The organism is Methylomonas sp. MK1, from assembly GCF_000365425.1.
Lineage (GTDB): Bacteria > Pseudomonadota > Gammaproteobacteria > Methylococcales > Methylomonadaceae > Methylomonas.
On record NZ_AQOV01000002.1, the window covers coordinates 774,213 to 796,807 of the forward strand.

Annotated in this window: 17 protein-coding genes and 3 pseudogenes; 9 read left to right on the top strand and 11 right to left on the bottom strand. The window is 45.6% G+C overall.

The annotated features are described in order from the left end of the window. Window positions 1–2 precede the first annotated feature (2 nt). From purH to dusB, 3 genes are read right to left on the bottom strand one after another with little or no spacing between them, the layout of a single operon-like run. Complete coding sequence (gene purH / locus G006_RS0120320; protein ID WP_020485062.1) at window positions 3–1,583, bottom strand: bifunctional phosphoribosylaminoimidazolecarboxamide formyltransferase/IMP cyclohydrolase; 1,581 nt, start codon at window positions 1,581–1,583, stop codon at window positions 3–5. Between the two features lie 38 nt (window positions 1,584–1,621). Then, entirely contained in the window at window positions 1,622–1,885 is a 264-nt protein-coding gene (locus G006_RS0120325) for a helix-turn-helix domain-containing protein (RefSeq protein ID WP_020485063.1), read from the bottom strand. Then, window positions 1,886–2,863, bottom strand: a complete 978-nt coding sequence (gene dusB / locus G006_RS0120330; RefSeq protein ID WP_020485064.1) for a tRNA dihydrouridine synthase DusB — start codon at window positions 2,861–2,863, stop codon at window positions 1,886–1,888. It abuts the gene before it with no gap. 282 nt (window positions 2,864–3,145) lie between these two features. On the opposite strand from dusB, the gene cysC reads away from it, so the two are divergent. The 4 genes from cysC to G006_RS0120350 all read left to right on the top strand — a co-directional run bounded on the left by cysC (window position 3,146) and on the right by G006_RS0120350 (window position 8,113). Further along, window positions 3,146–3,769 (top strand): adenylyl-sulfate kinase, encoded by a 624-nt coding sequence (cysC, locus tag G006_RS0120335; RefSeq protein WP_020485065.1) that lies wholly within the window; start codon window positions 3,146–3,148, stop codon window positions 3,767–3,769. 1 nt (window position 3,770) lies between these two features. Next, entirely contained in the window at window positions 3,771–4,724 is a 954-nt protein-coding gene (locus G006_RS0120340) for a DHHA1 domain-containing protein (RefSeq protein WP_020485066.1), read from the top strand. A gap of 12 nt (window positions 4,725–4,736) precedes the next feature. Then, window positions 4,737–7,136, top strand: a complete 2,400-nt coding sequence (locus G006_RS0120345) for a VanZ family protein (protein WP_081607984.1) — start codon at window positions 4,737–4,739, stop codon at window positions 7,134–7,136. 98 nt (window positions 7,137–7,234) lie between these two features. Beyond that, window positions 7,235–8,113 (top strand): hypothetical protein, encoded by an 879-nt coding sequence (locus G006_RS0120350; RefSeq protein WP_020485068.1) that lies wholly within the window; start codon window positions 7,235–7,237, stop codon window positions 8,111–8,113. Window positions 8,114–8,158: 45 nt separating this feature from the next. Here G006_RS0120350 and G006_RS28035 read toward each other — a convergent pair. Next, window positions 8,159–9,242 (bottom strand): annotated as a pseudogene (locus G006_RS28035) (IS5 family transposase); the annotation flags it as partial. 255 nt (window positions 9,243–9,497) lie between these two features. Here G006_RS28035 and istA point away from each other — a divergent pair. Further along, on the top strand, window positions 9,498–11,033 hold the full coding sequence (gene istA / locus G006_RS26055; protein ID WP_020483042.1) for an IS21 family transposase: 1,536 nt from the start codon (window positions 9,498–9,500) through the stop codon (window positions 11,031–11,033). After that, complete coding sequence (gene istB / locus G006_RS0120365; protein WP_020485069.1) at window positions 11,026–11,847, top strand: IS21-like element helper ATPase IstB; 822 nt, start codon at window positions 11,026–11,028, stop codon at window positions 11,845–11,847. Before istA ends, istB begins: the two co-directional genes overlap by 8 nt. Before the next feature lie 106 nt (window positions 11,848–11,953). Here istB and G006_RS28680 read toward each other — a convergent pair whose 3' ends face one another. Then, the gene (locus G006_RS28680; protein ID WP_020485070.1) at window positions 11,954–12,118 is read right to left on the bottom strand and encodes a hypothetical protein; all 165 of its coding nucleotides are present in this window, start codon (window positions 12,116–12,118) and stop codon (window positions 11,954–11,956) included. An 85-nt stretch (window positions 12,119–12,203) separates the two neighbouring features. Between G006_RS28680 and G006_RS0120375 the strand changes: the two are divergent. Next, window positions 12,204–12,398, top strand: a pseudogene (locus G006_RS0120375) (IS3 family transposase); the annotation flags it as partial. A 175-nt stretch (window positions 12,399–12,573) separates the two neighbouring features. On the opposite strand, the pseudogene G006_RS0120385 reads toward G006_RS0120375, so the two are convergent. Beyond that, window positions 12,574–13,106, bottom strand: a pseudogene (locus G006_RS0120385) (IS5 family transposase); the annotation flags it as partial. Between the two features lie 749 nt (window positions 13,107–13,855). On the opposite strand from G006_RS0120385, the gene G006_RS0120390 reads away from it, so the two are divergent. After that, window positions 13,856–14,710 carry a PEP-CTERM sorting domain-containing protein gene (locus tag G006_RS0120390; protein ID WP_160167689.1) on the top strand — a complete coding sequence of 285 codons (855 nt, stop codon included), beginning with the start codon at window positions 13,856–13,858 and terminating at the stop codon, window positions 14,708–14,710. Window positions 14,711–14,902: 192 nt separating this feature from the next. Further along, window positions 14,903–15,775, top strand: a complete 873-nt coding sequence (locus G006_RS27280; protein WP_081607985.1) for a class I SAM-dependent methyltransferase — start codon at window positions 14,903–14,905, stop codon at window positions 15,773–15,775. A gap of 137 nt (window positions 15,776–15,912) precedes the next feature. Here G006_RS27280 and G006_RS26065 read toward each other — a convergent pair whose 3' ends face one another. The 5 genes from G006_RS26065 to G006_RS0120420 form a co-directional block, all read right to left on the bottom strand. After that, window positions 15,913–17,034 carry an SDR family oxidoreductase gene (locus G006_RS26065; RefSeq protein ID WP_020485076.1) on the bottom strand — a complete coding sequence of 374 codons (1,122 nt, stop codon included), beginning with the start codon at window positions 17,032–17,034 and terminating at the stop codon, window positions 15,913–15,915. A gap of 42 nt (window positions 17,035–17,076) precedes the next feature. Further along, the gene (locus G006_RS0120405; protein WP_020485077.1) at window positions 17,077–18,849 is read right to left on the bottom strand and encodes an AMP-dependent synthetase/ligase; all 1,773 of its coding nucleotides are present in this window, start codon (window positions 18,847–18,849) and stop codon (window positions 17,077–17,079) included. Window positions 18,850–18,865: 16 nt separating this feature from the next. Further along, entirely contained in the window at window positions 18,866–19,933 is a 1,068-nt protein-coding gene (locus G006_RS0120410; protein WP_020485078.1) for a hypothetical protein, read from the bottom strand. Between the two features lie 160 nt (window positions 19,934–20,093). Beyond that, complete coding sequence (locus G006_RS0120415) at window positions 20,094–21,431, bottom strand: TIGR03013 family XrtA/PEP-CTERM system glycosyltransferase (protein ID WP_235048892.1); 1,338 nt, start codon at window positions 21,429–21,431, stop codon at window positions 20,094–20,096. 82 nt (window positions 21,432–21,513) lie between these two features. Further along, window positions 21,514–22,290, bottom strand: coding sequence for a S1 family peptidase (locus G006_RS0120420; protein ID WP_020485080.1), 777 nt, complete (start codon window positions 22,288–22,290; stop codon window positions 21,514–21,516). Window positions 22,291–22,595: the final 305 nt, after the last annotated feature.

A 22,595-nucleotide genomic window follows, 5' to 3' on the forward strand; every position in this document is an offset into this window, starting at 1 on the left:
TATTAATGTCTGAAATGCCGCATGCCGGTCAATACCATTGCAATATTGTGCTCGTCAGCCGCTGCGATCACTTCTGCGTCGCGCATCGAGCCGCCTGGATGGATTACCGCAGTTATGCCTGCCGCCGCTGCCGCGTCGATGCCGTCGCGGAATGGGAAGAAGGCGTCGGAGGCCATGACCGAACCTGGTACCACTAAGCCTTCATCGGCGGCCTTGATGCCGGCGATTTTTGCCGAATAGACTCGGCTCATTTGTCCGGCGCCAATGCCGACGGTCTGGCCGTTTTTGCCGTAAACGATGGCATTGGATTTAACGAATTTAGCGACTTTCCAGACGAATAATAGATCTGCCAATTCTTGTTCGGTTGGGGCTCGCTTGCTGACTACTTTTAAGTCGGCGGCGCTGATAGCGCCCGTGTCCTTATCCTGAACTAATAAGCCGCCGGCGACGCGTTTTAAATCTAGGGTCGATTCACTTTTATCCGACCAGTAGCCCGTTTCGAGCACGCGGACATTTTGCTTTTTGGCCAACGCCGTTTTCGCCCCAGCGGATATTGCCGGCGCGATGATGACTTCGACGAACTGGCGTCGCGCAATTTCTGTCGCGGTTTGTTCGTCTAGTTCCCTGTTGAACGCGATGATGCCGCCAAATGCTGAAGTCGGGTCGGTCGCGTACGCCAGGTTGTAGGCGTCGAAAATGTCGCCGCTTACCGCGACACCGCAGGGATTGGCGTGTTTGACGATTACGCAGGCTGGTTGGTCGTTAAATGCTTTGACGCATTCCAATGCCGCATCGGCATCGGCAATATTATTGTAAGACAGTTCTTTGCCTTGCAATTGCTTGGCGCTAGCGATGCTGCCAGTCGGTGGATTTTTTTCACCATAAAAAGCTGCATTTTGATGCGGATTTTCTCCGTAACGCATGTTCTGTAGGCGATGGAATTGCAGATTTAGAGTTTCCGGGAAATCACCGCGATCGAGGACTTTACTGAGGTAAGCGGCAATCATCGTATCGTAACGCGCGGTATGCTCGAAGCTCTTTAGCGCCAATTTAAAACGGGTATCGTGGCTTAGGGCGCTTGCATTAGCTTGTAACTCGGCCAAAATTTTCGGGTAATCGATAGGATCGACAACGATAGCCACGTCGTTATGGTTCTTGGCTGCGCCCCGGATCATGCTTGGGCCGCCAATGTCGATATTTTCTATCGCGGTTTCCAGGTCGCAATCTGGTTTTGCGACGGTTTGCTCGAACGGATACAAGTTCACCACCACCATATCGATGGCTTTGATGCCGTTCTCGGCCATCACTCCGTCATCGATGCCGCGCCGACCTAGAATGCCGCCGTGAACTTTGGGATGCAGAGTTTTAACGCGGCCGTCCATCATTTCCGGGAAACCGGTGTAGTCGGATACTTCGGTAACGGCAATATTGTTTTCGGCTAGCAATTTAGCCGTGCCGCCGGTGGATAGTAGCTCGATGCCCAGGTGGTTTAGTTCTCGGCAAAACTCCAGAATACCTGTTTTGTCGGAGACGCTGACCAGAGCGCGGGTCACTTTTTTACTTATGCCCAAAGGGGGATTCATGCAAACCTCAAAAAAGGGTAAAGAGAAGGGGGTGGAAATTAACCTATGCCGTAATGTTCAAGCTTCTTGCGTAAGGTGCTGCGGCTGAGGCCCAGGATAATCGCGGCTTTGCTTTGATTGTAATCGCAGTGTTTCAGCGTGGTTTCCAACAAAGGTCTTTCCACTTCTGCTAACACCAAATGATATAAGCCGCTGGAATCGTGCCCGTTGAGGTGGGCGAAATAGTCTTCGACGCAATGACGGACATGGTCAGACAGCGTTTGCTCGCTGCCGGTGACTTTATGTGTAAGGTGTTTTCCCATCTAGGCGGCTCGTGGTGTCAGCAAATTGAAAGAGGCATTGACGAGCGCGAGTTGCCGCGCAGCGTGTTGGGCTTGGTTAATCGCAGTCTTTTGGTCGGCAGGCAGAGTGCCGAGATGATCGAAATACCAGCCGATGTGCTTGCGGGCGATTCTAACACCACTGTCGTTGCCATAAAAACTGTATAAATTTTCCAGATGTCGGTTAATGACGGCTTTGATGTCGGTCAAGCAAAGTGGTGAATATGTGGTGTTGCTGAGATGGGCGACTAGGTCGCTAAATATCCAGGGATTGCCTTGTGCAGCTCGCCCTATCATCACCGCATCGGCACCCGTATATGCCAAGACCTGCCTGGCTTTGGCGGCGCTATCGATATCGCCGTTGGCGACAATCGGAATGCTGACGCTTTTTTTGACCTGTTTGATCGTGTCGTACTCGGCATTTCCGGTAAATTTGCAGGCTCGGCTGCGTCCGTGGATGGTGAGCGCTTGAATGCCGCAGCTCTCAGCAATCTTGGCGATGCTTGGCGCGTTTCTATTGGCTAAGTCCCAGCCCGTGCGAATCTTGAGGGTTACCGGAATTTCCACTGCATTAATTACCGCATCTAAAATTTTAGCCACTAATGACTCATTTTTCAGCAGCGCTGAACCCGCCGCCACCGAGCAAACTTTTTTTGCCGGGCAGCCCATATTGATGTCGATAATCTGCGCGCCTCGGTCTTGGTTTAATTTGGCCGCTTCAGCCATTTGCCGAGGATCGGTACCCAAAATTTGTACCGAGCGCAGGCTAACGTCGCCGTTGTAATCGAGCTTTTTCAGAGTGCGCGGGTGATGTTGCAAGCTGCGATTAGAAATCACCATTTCCGACACAGTGAGGCCTGCTCCAAATTCGCTACAGATTTGCCGAAACGGCGCGTCTGTAATGCCCGCCATCGGTGCTAATAATACTTGGTTGGGAAGTTCGTAAGGGCCAATTCGCATGAAAAGCCAAGCTAGTCGAAAAAGGCGGCAAATGATACCCGAAAACGCGCGGATTAACGACGGTTAGAGGAATGTTCTTGAAAATCGTTGATGGCGTTGATTTGGGAGTAAGTCCTGATTGTTAATTTGGCTTTTAAATATTCTGTGACCATCCTTGCCGCGAAATCCGGGAATGAAGCAGAAGCTTAAGCAATCGGAGAGATTTCCGGATTTGTTGAAGAGGATTGCATCGTTTGCCTGCGATGAAGTAGTCTTGGTGGAACAATTATGGAGTTCAATTAAATGGATAAACAAAGCTCAAATACTGTTTGGCATCATGCCACGGTAACGCGTAGTCGCCGAGAGGCATTAAACGGGCATAAATCCGCTATTTTGTGGTTTACCGGCTTGTCAGGGGCCGGCAAGTCAACCTTGGCTCATGCCGTCGAAGAGCGTTTGCATCAATTGAAGTGTCGAACGTTTGTGTTGGATGGCGATAACGTTCGCCAAGGGTTATGTGGCGATCTGGGATTTAGTCATCAAGACCGGCAGGAGAATATCCGTAGAATTGCCGAAGTCGCCAAACTGATGCTGGAAGCCGGTACGATAACGTTAACTGCCTTTATTTCGCCCTTCCGAGCCGAACGGCAGTATGCGCGAAATTTGGTACCGCACGGCGATTTTATCGAAATTTACTGCAACTGCGATTTGTCTGTGTGCGAACAGCGGGATGTAAAAGGCCTATACAAAAAAGCGCGGCAAGGCGATATCAAGCTATTCACCGGTATATCTTCGCCGTATGAAGTGCCGGAAAAACCCGATTTGATAATAGATACCGGGATTTATGAGTTGGAAATGTGTGTCGATCAAGTGATGAACATGCTCGAACTGCGTGGTGTTATCGCTCCTACTCAAAGAGAAATGTAAAGTGAATATCGACGTATTTAATGGCGATGCGGATGGTATTTGTGCGTTGTTACAGTTGCGCCTGGCTTGTCCCTTGGAGTCGACACTTGTTACGGGGGTCAAGCGCGACATCGATTTGCTAAGTCGAGTTTGCGCTGAAGTAGGCGATCAGATAGTTGTGCTCGACATCTCTCTCGATAAGAATCGCTTGCCTCTGTGCGAGCTCCTTAACAATGGTGTCAGTATTTTTTACATGGATCACCATTATGCAGGTGAAATTCCAGTTCACCAGGGTCTAACCTCTTTAATAAACACTGATGCGAATGTTTGCACAAGCTTATTGATGAACATACATTTAAAGCAACGCTTTACAGAGTGGGCTGTGACAGGGGCTTTTGGTGATAATTTGGATGCTTCGGCAAGCGAAGCCGCTAAGTTACTTAATTTAACGGCCCAAGAATTGCTTCAACTAAAGCAACTGGGAATCGCTATCAATTACAACGCTTACGGTACGTGTATCGATGATCTATATTTTGCTCCGGATATGCTCTATAGGCAGCTGGAAGGTTATATATCGCCGTTTGACTTTATCAGAGATAAGGCGGAAGTTTGTCAGCAATTATTTAATGGTTATAACGAGGATATGCGTCTAGCTGCACAAGTTGACGCTGAATATAAGACAGACAGCATCTCGGTATATATTTTGCCCGATGAAAAATGGGCAAGGCGGGTATCTGGTGTGTGGGGGAATCAACTGGCTAATCAGTACCCGGATAGGGCTCACGCAATCGTTAGCAACAATCAAAGGGGAGGTTATCAAATTAGTGTGAGAGCTCCGTTGAATAATAAAGTCGGCGCCGATGTGTTATGTGCTTTATTTTCAGGTGGCGGCCGTAAGGCAGCGGCAGGTATTAATCATATTCCATACCAGCAGTTGAGCAATTTTGTAGCAGCTTTTCAAAGCCAATATCAATGAGCCAAGTTTTTTGTGAAAAATAGCTTATTAATTTCTTGTGTTGTTTATACGATTTTTGTCGTTTACGGCAGTTTGGTGCCATGGCAATTTAATAGTATTTCGTTAAGCGATGCTTGGTTTCGTTTTCAGAATATTGAATATTTGACCCTGGGAATTGCCTCAAGAGCAGATTGGGTTGCCAATATTCTGTTATTTATACCGCTTGCCTTTCTTTGGCTGGGTATGCTTTCCCTAAAGCAACAAATTTTTGGCAGGTGCCTGTCGTCAGTTTTTGTATTGATAGTCAGTTTTTTGCTTTGTTCGACTATCGAGTTTACTCAGTTATTTTTTCCTCCCAGAACAGTGTCGTTAAACGACATAATAGCCGAAACTTTGGGAGCCATAATTGGTGTTTTTGCTTGGTGGATTCTTGGTGAAAGATTTGTCAATTGGTTGGAAAATTGGCAAATAAATAAAACCAATTCAGTTCCCTATTTGCAAATATATTTAGGATGTATGTTTTTTTACAGCGTCATGCCGCTGGATTTAACCCTTAGTCCTGTTGAGTTTTATCATAAATGGCATGAAGGGAGAGTTATTTTACTGCCATTTTATGGGTTAAAGGGTGAGGTATTTCGAGATATATATGACTGCTTGTCTGATGTTATATTATGGCTGCCAATTCCTTGGTTATGGTATAAACTGAAACCTTTAGGTAAAGTCGATTTATTGAAAAGAGTTTTTTTTTCGGCAGCTATAATTGAATTTTTTCAACTGTTTGTATACAGCAGGGTTGCCGATGTTACCGACATTTTCCTTGCGTTGGTGGGTGGTTTTATTGGCGTGCAATTGATAGTTTTAGATTCAAATAGACTTGCTTTGGTTGGAAGCAGTAGTGGTTTGAAAACTTATCATAGATTCACTGTTTTATATGCGTGTTTGGCGTATTTTTTATGGGTATTGGTTGTCGGCTTTGTATTTTTGTACCCTTACGATTTTGAATGGAGTTATATAAGGCTTTCAACTTGGAGTGATAAGTTTCTTAGAGTACCTTTTTACGCTTATTATTATGGTACGGAATTCAGAGCTATTACAGAGGTTTTTCATAAAATTTTATTTTTTATGCCTTTTGGATTGATAGGGGGGTATGCTTTTCTGTCTGTTATTGGCCGTCATCAAGTAAATATCATTTTCTTAGTAGTAATAGTTTTGACGGCTCTGAACATTGAATTTGTGCAATTGTTTTTGCCAAATAAAAATGTTGATATCACAGATGTTATTTTAGAGTCTTTTGGAGGGTATCTCGGTTATTCGGTGGTCAAACTGCTGCAATTGAATAAACCTTCTTTGCCGGAGTCTAAAAACAAGCTGGAAAATGAGGTTTTGTTTACGATTTCAAGATCGCAGACTAATTTTACTGAAGGCTCGGCTCCCGTGAGTCGTCCAATAAATAAAACAAGCTATACCAATGGGAGTCTCCTATTTTTGCTGGCAGTGGTATCTGTATTTGTGACTTTTGGTGCGTTGATATTTGTCAGTGGCTCTGAGGCTATGCCTTACAATGTGAGGGAGTTATTTTCGAAAGAATACCGAATCGTCAGTGCTTTAGGCATAGCTATATTGATTTATTGGTGCTTTGCATATCCGCTATTTTCTTTGATGAATATATTGAAAAACGATAGGGGAGAAGTTTTTTTTTATGCTCGTTTTTTAGCAGTACATACGCTGATAGCATGGATATTGGTAAGGGTTATTGTTCCCCTAGAAAGTATACATGATGTGTTGGGATCCCCAATTTTGAGTGTCCCCGCAGAGCTAGAGCTAGCGTTTCGGTTTTTAGGTTTGTTTGGTGTTTATTCCTTAATCTCATTGATAGCCACTCATGCGGCGCTTTTTTGGGTGGTTTCAACCCGACAGTTGGTGCGGCTTTTTATTTTGGGTTTGTTTTGGATAGTTTTGTTACTGCCATTTGGGTATTGGGTCGTGGTTATTGAAGCTGCGACGGACAACCTAACAGAGTTAATGGCCAATGGTGGCTATTCTTTCTCGGTCATCTGTATTGGTATTTATTTTTTTCTGGTCGGCTGGCTAGGTTCGTCGATTTTATTTTTATCAGTTTTTAATAAAAATCCGCGCATTATTGTTATCGGATTATTATTTATAATTTCTTTTTGGTTAGGCTATCAGTTGTTAAGTTGGGGAACTGAACAGTTTATTTTAAAATATGATACTGTTTTTTCGGCTATGCAATTTTTGTTAAGTACTGATAGAACTCATTTAATTTCAGGCGATATATTGAGGGCGCGTTTTTTTGTGGCGCACTTTGGGCTGATTTCATTGGTTTTTATGGCTCAGGCTCCGCTGTGTATGATTTTTCGCAACGTAGTTGCGTCAAAATATTCACCGAAATTAAATAGTCAAAGAGGTGTGTAATGAAGTACTTAGTCGTTTTTTAGTTTGTCAAGTGGCAATTTTAATTTTTTATTCTGTTTTTTAAATTGATATGTATTTTTGCGATTGGGTAGTCTTGCATGATATTTAGAGGTTTTCCATTCGCACTTATGCTGATGGCATTGTTGAGCATATTCTTTACTAATGTGGTAGCGATGGGTGTTCAGGCTGATCTTGTCGTAGATAATGTTAAAGAAAAAGATGACAAAGGGAAGATTCAATCAACTCCAGATGGTGTTAAAGATATTCTAAGTTCGGTTGGTATTAAAAAAGATATTGCTAAAATCCATGATCATGAAATAGGCGTCGAAAACATCAGAGGCAAGGTTTCTCCGGGCGAACCCGCTGTTGATGCTTATTCGATTTCACGACCTATATTTCGTCAGCAGGAAAAAATTAATAAAACTACGCAGGATTCCTTTTTTATTCGAGATTTTTTTGATACCAATTTTGTTGGGGGTATAGAAAACTACAATTACTCCGAGGATGTATTTTCGTCTAAAAAATTCCTGGATGAAGTGCGAGATAGTCTTGGGGAAGGAATATATAGCAAATTAGTTTGGACGTATTACGACCTTAAAGATCTTGATGACAGAATATATGCCAGTATGGTCGGGTATGATTTAAGTAGTAGCAATTTTTTGGGAAAGCTACAACAGTTTATCGGGGTGGATGAGAATCTGAATGCTATGATGGTTTTCAAGAGCAGTCTTGGGATAACTGGGAAACCTGACGGCGTTGGGGATAGCAAAAATCAAGAATCTAATACTAGCTCTAAGGTTATACTTGACTTTTCTCAACATAATTTCGCCAGAAAAGAAGAGGTTGACACTGGGCGACTTCAATATATTTTAAAGCATTTAACTATAAAAAATATCATATACAGCTTGTTGAGTCTAATGGGGGGCGGTATGTTATGGCGGTTATTTAGATTTTTTATTAAGCAGGATCTAGGTTAATTAGTCGTCCCTGAAAAAACCGAAGTTTTTCAGGAGCGACGCCCCTCATGCGAACGATAAAATTTGCTCTGATGAAAATGCGCCCCAAAGCCGAGACAGCAGCTGCCAAACATGGGGCCAAAAAATCCTCAACCGCCTGAGGATCATACGGATGTTGTGGCCGGCACCGCGCACAGGATGGTATGCAACGCATCGCCCAGTTCGCCTTTCAGGTAGTTGCGCCCCAATAAGCCGTCGTTCTTCAGGTGGCCGATGATCGGTTCGATGGCGTTGCGACGTTTGAGTGCGCGTTTGAGCCGTCGGGTATCCACGCCGCGTTTTTGCCGGGCTTTGTAAATCGTGACCCCGGGTACCTCGACACCCCGATAACCCAAGTCCACAAACGCTTCTTTGGCGCGGGTACCGCTCAGTATTTCCGCCTGTTCCTGGCAGGATTCCAAGGTGTGTCCATCATAAGGGTTGCCCGGAAAGCTGCGAGCGCCGAGCACGAAATTGCTTTTATTGGTGACGGTGATCCCCACTTTGACGCCGAATTCATATTTCTTATGGGCTTTGCCCTTGGCAATGCATTCGACTTCCGTGGCGTGAAAACTGTACAGTTTGTTTTTATCCTGAGGTTGCTGAGTCAAAATCCGTTGGGTTTTCTCTAGCGTCTCTTTGAACGCCCCTTTGACGGCGTCGGATTGATGGTCCAGTTGACGCTCAATATCTCGATACACCCGGCCCACCAGGGTTTTCAATTGTTTAAGCATCTTGCGTTTACGCTTCATTTGCTTGGCATGACTATAACGATTCGCCATCATGAGTAAATACGGGGCTTTGCGATTGTACCCACAGGGCATAAATAGTTCTGCCTTAGCAGAATCCCATGTTGCTCAGCCAATCGCACCAGGTGTTGGCGGCAGCGTTCGTACAATTTGCCATCGGTTAGATACGTGATGGCTTTTTCTTGAACCGTGCTATCGACCGTCACTGATTCAAAGTCTTGCTGCTTCACGGTCTTGCTGTCGACGCCTGCTTGAATCGTCACCATTAACATCCACTCACAGCCTGCTTCACCGATCCGCTTCCGCCAATAGGTCAGTGAAGTGGGGTGACAAGGCATCTGGTGTTGGAAATATTCTTCGCCGCTTGCCGTTAGGCGGAGTTAATCAGAGGTTCCCAAATCGATCTATTCAACACACCTCTGGCCGATCTGTTAAACCCGAGGCATGAACTTTACCAACTGGCTAACCTGATTGATTGGAAAGTCCTGGATGACGCCTTTGGTGTTGACGCCGGTTGAAAATTGACCAAGTAAACCGGTAAATTCCGGCTGAAGATTGACCAGGGTTATTAACCTGTCCTGTCCAGAAATTAGACAGGAACCTAAAGGGTGATAACCATGATCCTATACGCCAAAATCCGGCGGATGTATTTCCGCGATAAGTTGTCCATTAATGAGATTGCCAGACGCACCAGTCTGTCTCGCAATACCGTCAAAAAATGGCTGAGAATGCCTAATGGCAGCGAACCTGCTTATCAACGTCGCTCGGTACCCACCAAGCTGACGCCTTACGAAGAGCAGCTCAAGCAAGCCCTGATAGCCGATAGCTATCGTCCCAAGCGCGACAGACGTACCGCATTGAGGTTGTTGGAAGAGTTGCGGAAAGCCGGCTATGACGGTGGCTATACGCAGTTGACCGATTACATTCGGGCGTGGCGCAAGGCCGGTACCAGCGACGCCGGCAAACACGCGTTCGTGCCGTTGAAATTCCGTTGGGGTGAGGCCTTTCAATTCGATTGGAGTGAAGAGTCCTTGGTGGTCGGCGGTATTTACCGGCGCTTACAAGTCGCTCATACCAAACTCTGCGCCAGTCGGGCTTTTTTGCTGGTGGCCTATCCCAGCCAAAGCCACGAAATGCTGTTCGATGCCCATAGCCGTGCCTTTCGGGTACTGGGTGGCGTACCGTTGCGCGGCATCTACGACAACATGAAAACGGCGGTCGATAAAGTGCAGAGCGGCAAGGAGCGCATTGTCAACGCGCGCTTTGCGGCGCTGACGGCTTATTACCTGTTTGATCCGGACTTTTGCAATGTGGCGTCCGGCTGGGAGAAAGGTATCGTCGAGAAAAATGTGCAGGATAGTCGGCGCCGTATCTGGCAGGATGCAGGGCAACAATGCTTTGGTAGCTTTGCAGAGTTGAACGTGTGGTTGGAAAGTCGCTGCCGGGCATTATGGGCTGAAATTCCTTGCCCGGATGCCAGCGGCATGACCGTGCAAGAGGCCGTGGAGATCGAGCAACCCCATCTGATGCCAATGCCCGGAATGTTTGACGGCTACATCGAGGTGGTGGCTCGCGTATCCAGTACTTGCCTGGTGACCGTGAAGCGCAATCGTTATTCAGTACCGTGTCGCTGGGCCAATCGTCGGGTCAGTGTCAGGCTATATCCGGAAAGGCTCGATCTGTATGCCGACGATGCCCTGATTGCCAGTCATGCACGGTTGTTCGACCGCGACCAGGTCAGCTATGACTGGCAACACTATATCCTGTTGTTAGAGCGCAAGCCGGGCGCGTTACGCAACGGTGCGCCGTTTGCCGAGATGCCGTCGCCATTGTTGTCTTTGCAGCGTGCATTGCGTAAGCGCCCCGGCGGCGACCGGGTGATGGCCGAGGTGTTGGCGTGCGTACCGGTTCACGGCCTGGACGTTGTCATCGCCGCTGTCAATCGATGCCTGGAATCCGGGCATACCAGCGTTGAACAGGTACGCCATCTGTTAACTCGCCTGCCAGAAAATCATGAGCCAGAGCCAGCCACCATCACCACACCGGATGCCTTAAAGCTAAACGAAGCCCCTATTGCCGATACCGGGCGTTATGATTTGTTGAGCGAAAACCTCAGCCCCATCCGTTTAGCTGAGGAGAGCGAAGATGCTTGATATTGAAGCCGAATTGAAATCGCTCAAACTCTATGGCATGGCCGCAGGCTATGCCGAGGTCGCCAGTCAAGCCGGCACTAGCCTGCACACGTCGGAATGGCTGCTCCGACACTTGTTACAAGCCGAGACAGAGGATCGGCATATCCGCTCCATTCGTTATCAGCTACAAACCGCGCGGTTCCCCGTGCATCGTGATTTAGCGGGCTTTGACTTTGAATCCGCCAACGTTGACCGCTCGCTGATCGATCAGCTTGCCAGAACCCAATTCACCGATGCTGCCCATAACGTGGTTTTGGTTGGCGGTACTGGCACAGGTAAAACACATCTGGCTACGGCTCTCGGTGTCAAAGCCATTACCGACTACGGCAAGCGAGTACGATTTTACTCGACGATTGATTTGGTCACCCAACTTGAACGAGAAAAAGCGACCGGCAATCAGGGCAAGTTGGCGTACAGACTGATGCAAGTGGACTTAGTCATTCTGGATGAACTGGGCTATCTGCCGTTCTCTCAGGTCGGCGGCGCCTTGTTGTTTCACCTGCTGTCGAAACTGTACGAGCGCACCAGTGTGGTCATTACCACCAATCTAACCTTTGCCGAATGGTCCAGCGTGTTCGGCGATGCCAAGATGACCACGGCGTTGCTGGATAGGTTGACTCACCATTGTCATATCATCGAAACCGGCAATGAGTCCTACCGCTTTCGGCACAGCACCGAGCAAGCCAAGGTAAGAATACAGGCCCGGGAGCAAGCTAAGCGAGGCGGTAGTAAAAATCCATCGAATGAGGAAATGTCAGAGGAGAATAACGTCTAAATAATCCATGGAAGCGGATAATGAAACTTCCTTCCCATTATCCGTTTCCGTTACACTTATCCACGGCCGGCCATTCAAAAAACCGGCTCCATCCCCTAGTCAAATTTCAACCGGTACGGGTGATCAAATTTCTCCCGGCGCCAACAATCGGGGCGCCGTAGGCATAAGCGGTCGCGTAATTTTTGCCGATTTTTTCCAGCAGGATGCCCGAAAAAATCTTTCGGCAAAAATAGCGACTCCCCGGTGTCTCGGCTTTGGGGCGCATTTTCATCAGAGCAAATTTTATCGTTCGTATGAGGGCGGTCATCCCTGAAAAATTTTGGCTTTTTCAGGGATGACTATTTATGCCCTGTGGGTACGATAATGCCGCCATGGAAAGTTGGAATCACAGCTTAAAAGTCGAGGCGATCCATGGTGAACGCTTTTTGACCCGTGCGGATGCCAAGCAACACGTCTTTGACTATATCGAAGTGTATTACAATCGGAAATGGCTTCATTCCAAATTGGGCTATCTGTCCCCTGAAGCTTTTGAACTTAAAAATATCACTTGATGAGGTGTCTGCGAAATGCGGGCAAGATCAAAGTGTCGGAATATTTTACATATGGGCTTGTGAATGATGTTGTGTACTACGCTAGAGTTTAGGCGATGATTTGGGGTGCTTAGATAGCCGCCCAACGAGAGATACAGCGGATTTATACGGCGGCCAAGAATGATGCTGTGTTTTTGGCATCGCTGTCGTAACCTTTGTCCGCCAACAGATGCTGAGCATCCAGGCCATCGATCAAGGTTGGAGCCTGTGAACAATCCGCAGTGGTACCTGCTGTAACAAGTATTCTGACCGGCATACCATGCGCATCCACGGCCAGATGTATCTTACTATTGAGCCCCCTTTTGTGAGCCCCATGTCCTGGTTGCCGCCTTTCGCACCCGCCGCATGCGGATGAACCTTGATGTGACTGGCATCGATCATCAGCCATTCATAATCGGGTTCGGTCACCAGTTGTTCCAGCAACGCTTCCCAGACGCCTTTATCTCGCCAGCGGCAAAAGCGGCGATGGGTGTTTTTCCAATCGCCGTAGTCGGACGGCAAGTCGCGCCACGGCGCGCCTGTGCGCAAAATCCAGAAAACGGCATTGATAAACAAGCGGTTATCACGCGCTTTACCGCCCCAAGCGCCTTCGCGCCCAGGCAGGCGGGGTTCCAATATTTGCCAGACTCGATCCGATATATCGTGTCGGCGATATGCTGATTCCACCATCTTTTTCCTTGAAAATTATTGAGATAGCGCAATTATCTCATAAACTTGTGACGATACTATCTAGCTTAAAACAAAAATTTACTAAGTAAGATTGGTGTTCTGGAGAGCCGTTATTTTGCGCAGGATTTTGTCAAGCATCCTTGAAAAAAATGGACATAAACCCTGATGAACTTGATGGCTGGAACCAAAATAGTATTTGGAGCAGACTCAAAGTATTGGCTAGAGGTTTACAGTTTTTTCTGATTAGCTAGGAAAAGTCTGGTCTATATTGTAGTTGTCGGAAGAGTACAAAATCGTTACCGTGTTTTCGAGACTTTCAATTTCGGGGAGTCGCTATTTTTGCCGAAAGATTTTTTGAGCTTCCCAGTAGGAAAACAATCGGCAAAAACCAAGTTACCGCTTATGCTTGCAGCGCCCCGATTCTCCCGCATCATCTAGTTCCGCCCAATAAGAGGTCGAAATTAGGCTCTCACATGACTTAACGCTGCGTCGAGATGCCGGGTGGATTTTCTCCGCTTCGCTGCGAAAACCCACCCGGCGCTACGGCTTTGGGGGCTAAAAATTTTCACTTCTTTAACGCTCCGTTTCCGATATTTTCAGTGGATCAGCTGATGTGTCGGAATTTTTTACATCGAGCATTTGATTCAAAAGGGTAATTTTATAAGCCATTGAATATAAAATATTTTTATTTATGGCGCGCTAATTGCTTTATGAATTTCGTACAAATTAACTTCAATATGGTGAAAAAAATGAACAAATTAAAAACATTAGGAATGGCGCTTGCGTTAGCAAGTGCCCCGGTAGTTACCAATGCGACAGCTATTCAACTGCTCAACACTGATGCCGGCGGAAGCTTCGTAACTTTCGACAAGCTCAATATTACGTCAACCACGCCAGTTTACACTACGACCGTTAACGTTGGCGCAGATAACATTCTTAGTAACGGTGACGTTTTCACTGAGTCTATTAATTTCGTTGTCAATTCTTCTTCACTTACTGGTTTTCCCCTCAACTTCGACTTGGCTGGAGATTATCTATTTAGCGCGTCTCTTACTGGTACAGTTCAAAATTTGACAGGAACTGGTATTACGCTTAATCCAGATAACTCCTTGAGCGGTGTTGCAACGACCTTCTTCGACGTTGCTTTTAATGCTGCTGTTAACAATATATTGCTTAAAAATTTGGATATTCCTGCAAATGTTGCTAACTTGAGTGTTGTAAGTGGCGGCTCTTCTTCTATTCAGTTGGTCGCTGGAACTTTGCTTGGCGACATCACGATTAACGCTCTGATTAATACCGCTGCGGGTGAATTATATCAAACTTCGGGCACACCCTATTTACGTGATTCTTTGGGGAATATACTTACTGCTGACCTCTTGACAATTACAACAGGTTCTGCTCGCGTGTGTAATACCTCTATTGCATCTTGTACAACTCAGACTGGCTTAACCGGTAATTTTGCGGCTAAAACGATTGACATTGAGTTTTTTGATAACCAAGCGGCCCAAACCTATTCTCAGGTGCCGGAGCCGGCTTCTTTAGCGCTGTTGGGTATTGGTTTGTTGGGTATGTCTGGATTTAAACGCAGCAAATTGAGTGCCTAGCTTATAATCTTTGAGCCAATTGACTATCCAAAACCGTGGCAGTAGCAATACTGCCACGGTTTTTTTATGTAATCAGTGCCCGTTTTCTAGTTAGATTTGTCCATTAGAGTGCAGAGATATAGTGTTGCGCAAAGCAACTGCGTGAATGTAATATAACTTTAAGGTTTACATTTTTTTTTTGGGGGGGGGCAGATGGAGATAGATTTAATACCCGTGCTATTGCGGGAGCATTTTGGAACGCGTCAATTGCCACGGGAGCCAGAGCCGCAATCTATGGATAGCTCTGAACAAGTGGATGCTTATTTCAGCTCTGGAAGTGACGAAAATGGAATCATGGCTGTGTCCAATTTGTTTCATGCTGCCCATGCCACACAGGTTCTGCATGGTTGCAAAAAGGTTCTCGATCTTGGTTGCGGGCCGGCGATCCAATTGGCACGTATCGCAGAGCTTAATCCCGATTGCCATTTTGTCGGAGTTGATTTATCTGTCGAAATGCTGGATAGAGCGCATACTTTGATTGCTAAAAATAGATTGTCAAATATCGAGGTTGTTAAAGGAGATATTACTAAATTAGAACAATTTTCAGATGCCAGTTTTGACGGCATAATTAGTACAGTAACTCTACATCACTTACCTCGCGCAGATGATCTTGCGAGAAGCTTTTATCAGATGAGTAGAGTGCTTAGGGCTAGGGGTGCTATTTATCTGGCAGACTTTAGCCGCTTAAAATCGTTAAAATCAGTTTTGTATTTTGCGTATAAGTACAGGCACAAGTTGCCTCATGTTCTTTGTCTTGACTATGAGAGGTCATTGCGAGCAGCCTTTTTAGCAAGCGATTTTCAGAAACAAATGCATCATTTAGCCTCTTATCAAGCTATATTGTATATTACAGGGGTTTTGCCATTCATGTTGGCGATCAAAACTAAAGATCGAGATGTGAATCCAGAGATAAAAGCAGCAATAAAAAACAAGAGACTTGCTTTGCCACAGCTATATCGTAATGAACTTGATGATTTGAGGCTGTTGTTCCGCATGAGTGGTTTGAATGATTCAATTTTTACCTGAACTGATTTTTTTGCCCAATTCACAGGTAATTCAATAAGCGACATATTTCAGTTGATAGGCGTTAGAAGGAGGGGGAATAACCCAATTTCGAATGAAGCCTTTTGCGATTACAGTACATCTCGATTTGTTGGTTGAGGTCAATCCCGCGCTTCAAAGTATTTTTTTAGAGCTATAACTAAGTAATTGGAGGGAATAGTTGAGCGTACGCCAATTATTTGAGTTGTAATTGAATTGTCGAAACTTTGTTTGTCGGCGAGATAATCGAGAAAAAAAGGGAATGTTTTGATCGCTCGTTGTGTTTTTTCGCTTAAATATGGTGCCGTTGTGTTTATAATAAAATTAAAAAACGTAATTGGAAGGGTGATAATGATTGGCAATTTAAATCCTTGATCTCTCATAATTTGGCGAACGATTTTGCATAACATGGTCAGTTTAATCGCTTCACGAGGGCCGGCACATAGGTGAAAAATTTTATATTTACTATCTTTTTGATCGGAGCTCCATTTCAAAACATTCGCAACATAGTCTACTGGTATTGTGTCGAGTTTAGCGTCACTGAGATTTGGTAATAATCCGAAAGTTCGTCGACCAGCTAAAAACTCACATATATGATAAAAAATTTGAAAGTGGATTATTTTTCCGGTTTTTGAGTCGCCCACAACCATGCTGGGCCTGTGAATGGTTACCGGCAAATCGTAAAGTTCAATTTGTTGGCGAAGATAGTCTTCGGCCTCGGCTTTGGATTGCTCATAGGTATTGTGAAAGCTCCGCGGTTGGGTGATCCAAGTTTCCGGGACGACACCTGGCATTTTGCCGGCAACGCCAACTGTACTGACATATTCAACTTTTTGTAAAGTTCCTGACGCTTGACAGGCTATGGCAAGTTCTACAATGTTTTTTGCGGAACCCAGCGCATGTTGTCTGGCTACTTGCAACGGCAAATTCATTCTGACAACGCCCGCACAGTGAATAATGTGGGTACACTGCCTAGCGATTTCAGCATAAATGTCTTCAGATAACGCAAATTTCTTTAGGTCGGCATCGCCCTGTAACGCGGTAATGCGATGCCTAGCATTTGTTTCTTGCTCTTGATCCAGATTCCAAAAAAGGAAAAGTTCTTTGAGGCGTTTTTCTAAATTTTCAGTGGATTCGGCGCGTATCAGCAGCCATAATGAGTTATCAGCCTCTTCTAGAAGCAGGGGTATTAATGCGCTACCTACAGCACCGGTTGCACCTGTAACAAAAATTTTTTTTGCCATTTGAGGAGGACCTTCTATGAGGGTGTAATTATTTTATTGAAACTAAAGTTTCAATAAGACGATGTCTTGATTGGCTAAAATTGGTTGGGAGTGAATTCTTGATTTTGGGTCTTCTAGCAAGTTATACAGTTGGTTTATCCATGTTTCATAATTGTGTTGGATATTTTTACGTCTAAGTTTCAGATTTGTCGTTAGCTCTTGCTCTGCAACTGAAAGGCTTTTGAGCGAAAAAATGACGCCAACGGGGCGTTTATATTCGGGTAAATCCGAAACGCTTTGCGTCAGATTGATAGCGACTTGCTGTACGAAAGCGATTGTAAATTGGTCTTTGGTGATATTTGAACTAACAACGGTCACTAATGCAATCAAGAATTTTCTATTTTCACCAAAGACAACGGCGTGCTCCACTGCAAAATTGTTTTGGAGTATCGACTCAATTGCAACCGGAGCTATTTTTCTACCAGTTGATGTTTTAAATACTTCAGATTTTCGTCCTGTTAAGCGTATGAAACCATCGGTATCAATTTCTGCATAGTCTCCAGTTCTAATGTAATAATTTTCAACGAAGCTTCTTTTAGAGTCTTCATCCCCAAGATAGCCATTAAAAATGCCAAGTCCTTTAACCAGTAATTCGTTGTCTTTCTCCAAGGTTATGGTGTTGCCGGGCAAAGCTTTGCCGACAGTGCCAAAACGGTATTCTGAAGACCTATTTGCCGCTATCGGCACCACGTTTTCACTTAGCCCATAAGCTTCTAAAATCAACAACCCCATAGCATGATAGCGGTGTAACAACCATAGTGGCATGGCTGCCGATCCGCTCACCATATACCTTATGTTTTTGCCAAAAAGGGCGGTAAATGATTTAAAAATTTGGCGATTGGCGGTTCGGAAGAGCAAGCCGATAGCAGTTTGGCTTTCACCCTTTTTAAGGGAATATCGTAGGCATTGAGAAATAAGCTGCGGTTGTTGATTTAGCTTAGTTTCAAATCCCTGATAAAGTTTTTCATAAAAACGCGGAACGGCAATAAATATGTGCGGATTGATTGTTGGCAGGTATTCGATGATTTTTTGCGGCTGTTCCACAAAGTAGACTTCGGCTCCGCCTGCTAAAGCACATAAATTTACAATACGTTGAAAAAGGTTGGAAAGCGGCAGCCAACAAGCTAAATGACACGGCTGATGGTTTAACTCAGGGTAAGTTTGCAATATTGCGTCGATAGCGGCAATGATTTGATCATGTCGATAGGCTATGCCTTTTGGGGTTCCCGTAGTGCCTGAAGTGAAAAGGATGGTGGCGATATCCGAAGGCTGAAGTATATCGGGTTGCGGAGTGTCGTTGAGTTTGCCGGTTGCGGTCAGGGAGAGATCTATAAATTTGAGATTATCTGGTTGCCCCTCCAATGGAGCGGAATTAAGCACAATAATGGTTTCGAATTGACTAAGATCCTGAAACTTATCCAGATATCTTACGTGGTCTATTGCAAGTGTTTTAGTGTTTGCAATTTTTACGATGGCGTTTAACTGTTCGGGATTCTCGTTCGGATCGATACCGACCACAATCCCACCCATTGCTAAAAAGGCATGATGGACTAGTTCCCAATCGTGCGAGGTGGTAGCCATAATCGCTGCCACTTGATTTTTTTTAACGCCAAGGTCTTTGAGTTTCCAGGATAAATCCATCGCCTTCCGATAAAACTCTAAGTTACTTATCGGATGCCAAGTACCATCAGTATTAAGAATCCAATGCGCTGTATCGTCCGGATGTTCGTTCGCTCTGAGTTTTAATAAATCGGGAAGTGTCTTATATCGACTCATACGGTCTCCTTTTAAGTCATACAGGCGGGTCGTAAGCACCTTTAGGCTCGGTAATAGCTAGTTCGCGTTCCGACATTCCCAACCAATTTAGACTAGTTCTGACATCCTTGCCCAAGAAGACTTTGTTTTTGATCATGAAGTCGACCAACGGGATTAAAATTTTCCACTCTTTCAGATTGGCTTTGCCTTCACGAATTAACGCGGCGAATTCCGGCAGATAAGGATTGTAGCCAAAGTGTTTTAAGTCGGAGTACATTAGCAACCAGTTAATCGGGTAGTTGCTAAAGATCGGACTGGCGTGCTTACTTGACTTGACCAAGCCCAATTCGACCACTTTTTGCATCACTTCTTCCTGATTATATTCCCAAGCATGATAAGGGGCTAAATAGCGTGGAAACAGAGTACCTTTGGGGAAGTTGTTGGGATTGAAGAAGCGGGACAATTCATATTCATCGAATTCGCCGCAGGTTTTCAATGCCGGCGGCGTCCAGTCAACTTCGCAAATCAGTTTTCTGGAGAATTCGTAGAGCATTCTTTCCGGTTCGGGTTGCCCGGGCGAATATCCGGCAAGAATTAGCGGTATGTTTTTTTGCATGGCGAGTTTGATTGCATCGCCTTCGAATAGCGGGGCATAGACATACGATACTGTGTAGACGGCGCCTCTCGGTTCTTGGTGTTTTAAGAGATAGCGAAAAGCCTTTTGGTAGAAGTTATCGGATGGGCGATATACCAGATGGTCAATGTCGAGTTTACCGAGCGTGCGCCGGATATTATCCCAGGCGATCGGAGGAATATTAATATCGGTGGTGAATGCCAGGATTTTTAGACCGTATTCGACCTTTAATTTGTAAAGCAAATAAAGGCTATCCTTACCGCCGCTGACCGGCACTAGGCAGTCATATTCCGCTTGACCCTTACAGTCTCGTAGCGCCTTTTCCAGGTCGAGCTCTCGCTCCTTGCGGTTCTCCTCCTCTTGTCTTTGGTCTTGAGGACTAAAATCTCGGCAAAGATTACAAACGCGATTCGCGTCCAGGGTTATTTCGGGTACTGCATCGGAAATCAAGCATTGCTTACAGGTGGCCATGTTCACCTCGCCGGAAATTGGTAAATTTTAAGGTTCAGAGGTTTTTGTAGGCCTCGAATGAATTCAGTTTTGCCAGTAATTAAAGTAGTAAATCCAGATAAATATGGAGTTTTAGATTGTAATGCTGATTGCTGCTTTCACTTACCGCAGAGTCAAGAAATTATCTCGCGCCTTTCCCCCACAAGATCACTTCTACTGTACTCATCATGATCGTCAAATCTAGAAACAGACTGTAGTTTTTGACGTAATACAAATCGAATTGTAGTTTTTGCCGGGTATCGTATTCGCTTGCGCCATAGGGATAACAGAGTTGTGCCCATCCGGTGATGCCGGGCTTTACTCTATGTCTTTCTTTATAATAAGGAATGTTCTCTTCGAAACCTTTAACGAATTCCGGTCTCTCCGGGCGCGGGCCAACAAAGCTCATATCGCCTTTTAATACGTTTAGCAGCTGAGGCAGCTCGTCTATCCGATATTTACGAATCACTTTGCCGACGCGAGTCACGCGATCATCGGTTTGGCTCGCCCATTGCGCGCCATTTTTTTCGGCGTCGATACGCATACTGCGAAACTTAATAACATCGAACGGTATATCTCGATAGCCGACACGTTTTTGCCGGTAGAAAACCGGTGCTCCAAAGCCGCTTTCGATATAGATTGCCAGCATAGTGAGGATCATTAGCCACCAGCTTACGGAGAGTAGCAACAGGCTGGCTAGAATATCGAAGCTGCGCTTGACGATAGGACGCAGTCCGCCGCTCACAAAACCATCGGAAAACATCAGCCAGCTAGGGCTCAGCGCCTCTAGAAAAACCAATCGTTGCTCTCTCTCGTAGAAGGTTTGCAAGTCCATGATTTGTACGCCGGACATTTTTATATCCAACAGTTCTTCAACGGGCAGCTTTTTTCTACGATCATCCACAGCGATAACTATTTCATCGACGTTAGCGGCTTCGACAATATCGGTTAGCCTGATTTTTTCATTGAGCGCAATCGCATGGGGCACGCTTATTGGTTCGTCCTCCAGCGTGATGTAACCGACTATTTCAAATCCTCTATAAATATAGCTGGAATTAACGACGCTGAGTTCTCCGGCTCTTTGGCCACAACCCACCACTAACACTCTGCGTTTTAAATTATCCAGATTGACGAAGCGATAAAATAAATAACGTGTTAACAGCAAGCCCACAAAAGAAAAAATAATTGCGGAAATCAAGACGCTGCGCGCCAGCATCAAATCCGGAATGATGTAATAAATGAAAGCCAGTATGAATACTGCAACGGCGAAGCTGAAACTGATACGCTGTAGAATGTTGTATTCTTCTTTATCCAGTGTTTTCCGATATAAGCCTAGGCCGGAGCAGCTAGCGATGAATACGATGGAATAAACCGTTGCTGAGGCGGCAAGCTCTGGTTGGGAGTACCAGGACGCTGTGTATAAAAATCTTAGGCCCGCGCCGCAATACATGGCTAAATAAAACACTAACGATTCCGCCATGAGCAACCACAGATAGGCAGTGGAAATGTAATGTCGAAAAATTCTTATCATATGCGGCTACCGTGTAACTCCTGAATAATAACTATTTGACGGCATTCTGGTTTAGAAGCGTCTTGATATGTTCAGCGGGAATAGCATAGGTGATGCCGCTGGGATTGGATATGGCATTTTCTTTGCTCCCCTGTACAAAGACTTTGTTAATGATACCAATAACTTTTCCGGAATTGATGTCGTATAAGGGGCTGCCGCTGTTGCCGGGGTAGGCAGTGGCGTCTAATTGGAACACATTGAAAGGTGTCTGTAGCCGCTTCAGCATATTGACATTTAACTGTCGCGTGGCAATTGCCGGTATGGCATTCGGCGAGATAGCCGCAATAATGCTTCGGTGGGTGACGGGATACAAACCCAGCACCATACCTATAGGATAACCGGTGAATGCATATTGCTCGCCCTCCCGCACTCTCAGGGAGTCACCGATTTCCAGCGCGGGTAATACTCCACCGTCTACCTTTAACAGTGCCAGATCGTGATCTTCGTCGGTCACGGTCAGTTCGGCAATTTGCATTTGTTCTTTTTGCTCGTGGCGATAAAAAACCGCATAACGCTCGAGGTGCTCTTCGTCTAGTTTTTTTGCCGTTACGTGAGCGTTGGTAACCACTTTTCTGCCGTCGGCAACGGCGAAGCCGGTGCCCAGGAAAACCGCACGCGGGTTTCGTGTTGGCATATAAGTACCTATAGCTACTATTCCGGGTTTGACTCGGGTAAGAATGTCGGGGAGGTTAATTTCATCGGCATGGCTGGGTGCGATGGCGGATAGTCCGATATATAGCGCCAAGAGATACAGTGTTTGGTTTTTCATGGCTAGAGGAGTTATGGGGCCTTAATTGGCACAGCTTGGAAAGTTTAGTCTAACTTAGCATGAATGCGGGCGTCGTCGTGAATTAACAGTTGTTTACACTTTGACAGACAGGTACCGGCATAATACATAGCGCTTAATTTCTGCCTGGAACAACGCGAGTGGGCATTGACCAAGTAAAATCATATACCGAGTGAACTAGTTGGTTTCTATTGAGTCCTACTTTTTGGAGATAGTAAGTCAATTCCCGGTAGTGTCTGGCAGTGACGTATCAGCGGGTTTGAGATTAAAAAACGCAGGTCGCTGGA